Origin of the sequence: Verminephrobacter aporrectodeae subsp. tuberculatae At4, assembly GCF_000193225.1 — a bacterium.
Lineage (GTDB): Bacteria > Pseudomonadota > Gammaproteobacteria > Burkholderiales > Burkholderiaceae_C > Acidovorax > Acidovorax aporrectodeae.
Window position 1 is genome coordinate 1 of sequence record NZ_AFAL01000020.1, and the last position, 3,554, is coordinate 3,554.

The following is a 3,554-nucleotide window of genomic DNA, read 5'->3' on the forward strand; positions in this document are numbered from 1 at the left end:
GAGTACGCGTATGTGAAGAAAAACAAAATGAACTTCCTGCAATTGCAGAACGCCGAAGGCAAGTTCGTGAGCCCCGACGACAAGACCTTCGCTGCGGCCGCGGCCAGCGCCGACTGGTTCAGCGTTCCCGGAATGGGGATCTCGATGGTGAACGCCAAGGGCGCGGACAGCTGGCCGGTGAGCACGGCGTCGTTCATCCTCATGTACAAGGACCCGGAAGACAAGGCGCAGTCGGCGCAAGTGCTCAAGTTCTTTGACTGGGCCTTCAAGAGCGGCAAGGACATGGCGGCGGAGCTGGACTACGTCCCCCTGCCCGACAGCCTGGCCACCGAGATTCGCTCCAAGGTCTGGACACAGATCAAAAAGTAAGCCTGCGTTTCCGTTTCGTTTGGGCGCCCGGGCCGGCCCCATAGAATACCCGCCCACCAGTCCCGCTCGGCCGGTGGATGCCGGTGTTCGTGAGGGGCCTGCACGGGTCAGAGGGGAGTCAACAACATGAGCGCGACCATGATTTCGCAACCCGTGCCCGTCAAGACGACGGGTGCCCCCACCACGACCATGGTGTCGATTGCCAGGCGGCAGCGCCTGCAGGACATGGTCTTCCACCGGCTGACCCAGAGCCTCTCGCTGCTGGTGCTGGTGGCGTTGCTGGGAATCATCGTCTCGCTCTTCATCTACGCTTGGCCGACCTTCCACAAGTTCGGCATCCAGTTCATCTGGCGCGCGGAGTGGGACATCATCAATGAGGAATTCGGCGCCGCGATCGCCATCGTCGGCACCTTGGCGAGCGCGGGAATCGCGTTGCTGATTGCGGTGCCGCTGGCCTTCGGCATCGCCCTTTTCCTGACCGAGACCTGCCCGGTGTGGCTGCGCCGCCCGCTGGGAACGGCCGTGGAACTGCTCGCTGCGGTGCCGTCCATCATCTACGGCATGTTCGGGCTGTTCGTGTTCGCGCCGCTGTTTGCCGACTACTTTCAGATGCCCGTGCAAAAGCTGTTCGGCTCCATGCCGCTGCTGAGCGCCTTCTTCGGCGGCAGCACCAACGGCTTCGGCATCCTGGCCGCGGGCATCGTGCTCGCTTTCATGGTGCTGCCCTTCATCGCCGCTGTGATGCGCGACGTATTCGAGATCGTTCCCCCGATTCTGCGCGAGTCCGCCTACGGCCTGGGTTGCACGACCTGGGAGGTGGTGCGCCGCGTGGTGCTGCCCTACACCCAGAAGGGGGTCGTCGGCGGGATCATGCTGGGCCTGGGCCGGGCGCTCGGGGAAACCATGGCGGTGACCTTTGTGATCGGCAACGCGAACCGCATGCCGACCTCGCTGTTCTCCCCGGGAACGTCCATCGCATCCACCTTGGCCAACGAGTTCGGCGAGGCCGCGGACACCCATCTGTCCACGCTGTTCGCGCTGGGCTTCCTGCTTTTCGTGATCACCTTCGTCGTGCTTTCGGCCGCCAAGCTCATGATGCGGCGCACCGAAAAGGTCAAGGGCCTTTAGAACGCGCGCACGCACCCCGAGCAGAAAACCCCTTCGAGAGACCCGTCCCATGGACTTCAACCAACGCCTGTCAAAAAGCGCCAGCGCTCCAACACCATCGGGCTGACCCTGTCCCTGGGGGCCATGGTGCTGGGCCTGTTCGTGTTGCTCTGGATCCTCGGCGTCCTGCTGTTCAACGGGTTTGCCGCGCTCGACTGGAACATGTTCACGCATTCCACCCCGGCGCCGGGGTCCGAGGGCGGCGGCCTGGCGAACGCCATCGTCGGCAGCCTGATGATGGTGGGCTGCACCGTGCTGGTATCGACCCCGGTGGGCGTGCTCGCCGGCGTGTACCTCGCGGAATACGGCGACCAGAGCAAGACGGCGGAGCTCACGCGCTTCGTGACCGACATCATGCTCTCCGCCCCCTCGATCGTTCTCGGGCTCTTCGTCTACGCGATTGCCGTGGCCACGGTGGGCAACTTCTCGGGGTGGGCGGGCAGCTTGGTCCTGTCGCTGATCGCCGTGCCGGTGGTCGTGCGTACCACGGAGAACATGCTGCGCCTGGTCCCCGGCAGCCTGCGCGAGGCCGCGTTCGCGCTCGGTGCGCCGCATTGGAAGGTATCGCTCATGGTCACCCTGCGCGCGGCGCGCAGCGGGGTGATGACGGGCCTGCTGCTCGCCGTGGCGCGCATCAGCGGCGAGACCGCGCCGCTGCTGTTCACCGCGCTGAACAACCAGTTCTTCAGCACGAACATGAGCGCGCCCCTGGCGAATCTGCCGGTGGTGATTTTCCAGTTTGCCCTCAGCCCGTATGAAAACTGGGTGCGCCTGGCCTGGGGCGGCGCGCTGCTCATCACGTTCTCGGTGCTGATTTTGAACGTCGTGGCACGGGTTTTCCTGCGCGAGAAGCATCGCGTCTGAGCCCCGCCGCCCCAGTGCGCACCCGCCGACCGCCCCATTTCCAGGATCGACCATGAACCCCACCCCGGCCGCCCCCCCCGGCAAGAATGCGCTGGAGTTGCGCAATCTGAGTTTCTTCTACGGCAAATTCCAGGGGCTGCGCAACGTCAGCCTGGACATTGCCGAGTACAAGGTCACGGCCTTCATCGGTCCTTCGGGTTGCGGCAAGTCCACCCTGCTGCGCACGTTCAACCGCATGTACAGCCTGTACCCCGGGCAGCGCGCCGAGGGCTCGATCTGCTTCTACGGGCAGGACATCCTCGACCCCCGGCAGGACATCAACCTGCTGCGCGCGCGCATCGGCATGGTGTTCCAGAAGCCCACGCCGTTTCCCATGTCCATCTACGACAACGTCGCCTTTGGCGTGAAACTCTACGAGACGCTGGGCAAGAACGAGATGGACGAGCGCGTCGAGTGGGCGCTGTCCAAGGCCGCGCTGTGGTCCGAGGTCAAGGACAAGCTCAGCCAGAGCGGCCTGTCGCTGTCCGGCGGCCAGCAGCAGCGCCTGTGCATCGCGCGCTGCGTGGCCGTCCGGCCCGCGGTGCTGCTGCTCGACGAGCCCACGTCCGCGCTCGACCCGCTGTCCACGGCGAAGATCGAGGAGTTGATCGACGAGCTCAAGCACGACTACACGATCGCCATCGTCACGCACAACATGCAGCAGGCCGCGCGCTGCAGCGACTACACCGCCTACATGTACCTGGGTGAGATGATCGAGTTCGGCGCCACCGAGCAGATCTTCTTCAAACCCGAGCGCAAGGAAACCGAAGACTACATCACCGGCCGTTTCGGCTAAGGAACAAGGAAAGCACAGATGGCCGACAAACACCTTTCTTCGCAGTTCGACAGCGAACTCAACAGCGTCTCCGCGCGCGTCATGGAAATGGGCGGACTCGTCGAGTCGCAGATCCGCCAGGCGGTGTACGCCCTGTCGCAGTTCAGCCAGGAGGCCGTGGAAACCGTTGCCGCAATGGAAATCCGGGTGAACGCGATGGAGGTCGAGATCGACCAGGAACTGTCCTCGATCATCGCCCGCAGGCAGCCTACGGCGCGGGACCTGCGCCTGCTGCTCGCCATCTCCAAGGCCACGGCGAACCTGGAGCGCATGGGCGACG

4 protein-coding genes and 1 pseudogene are annotated in these 3,554 nt (G+C 64.5%); all 5 read left to right on the forward strand.

Features of this window, described 5'->3' with window-relative positions; all coding sequences use genetic code 11:
- A pseudogene (locus VTU_RS0100490) lies at positions 1 to 369 on the forward strand (phosphate ABC transporter substrate-binding protein PstS); the annotation flags it as partial.
- Positions 370 to 507: 138 nt separating this feature from the next.
- On the forward strand, positions 508 to 1,497 hold the full coding sequence (gene pstC / locus VTU_RS0100495) for a phosphate ABC transporter permease subunit PstC (protein ID WP_236610605.1): 990 nt from the start codon (positions 508 to 510) through the stop codon (positions 1,495 to 1,497).
- A 96-nt stretch (positions 1,498 to 1,593) separates the two neighbouring features.
- Positions 1,594 to 2,400 (forward strand): phosphate ABC transporter permease PstA, encoded by an 807-nt coding sequence (pstA, locus tag VTU_RS25100; RefSeq protein ID WP_050809407.1) that lies wholly within the window; start codon positions 1,594 to 1,596, stop codon positions 2,398 to 2,400.
- A gap of 52 nt (positions 2,401 to 2,452) precedes the next feature.
- Positions 2,453 to 3,235 (forward strand): phosphate ABC transporter ATP-binding protein PstB, encoded by a 783-nt coding sequence (gene pstB, locus VTU_RS0100505; RefSeq protein ID WP_010099798.1) that lies wholly within the window; start codon positions 2,453 to 2,455, stop codon positions 3,233 to 3,235.
- Positions 3,236 to 3,253: 18 nt separating this feature from the next.
- On the forward strand, positions 3,254 to 3,554 hold a 301-nt coding region (locus VTU_RS0100510; protein ID WP_010099800.1), incomplete at its 3' end, for a PhoU domain-containing protein.